Source organism: Pseudoalteromonas sp. SIMBA_162 (assembly GCF_046535955.1).
GTDB lineage: Bacteria > Pseudomonadota > Gammaproteobacteria > Enterobacterales > Alteromonadaceae > Pseudoalteromonas > Pseudoalteromonas marina.
The window spans coordinates 1-300 of sequence record NZ_JAWJBQ010000217.1 but is presented as its reverse complement, the minus strand read 5'-3'; the positions used below and the strand labels follow the sequence as shown (position 1 = coordinate 300).

General features: G+C 68.0%; 1 protein-coding gene. It reads left to right on the top strand.

From position 1 onward, the window contains the following. A partial coding sequence (locus R0J88_RS19440) for a hypothetical protein (RefSeq protein WP_410900787.1) occupies positions 1-300 on the top strand: 300 nt, incomplete at both ends.

Below are 300 nucleotides of genomic sequence, written 5' to 3'. Positions count from 1 at the left end.
CTGGCCTTCGACGCCGGCGGCTTCAACAACCGCGGCGGCAGCCTGCTGCACAGCGGCAGCGGGGTGTTCGGCAGCTCCATGGCCAACCTCGGAGACGTCGGCGGCCGCCTGAAGACCCCCGGCCAACTGACCCTGGAGGCCGAGCGACCGCACAGCTCGGCCGAGCCGTTGCTGATGAAGGTCAGCACTCCAGTGTTGACCTCGATGCGATACACCACGCCCGGCAGGTTATCCATCAGCGTCACCAGGGTGCGAGAGCGCGCCGTCATCGACTCGAGTGCGCCCTCCAGCTCATCGTGG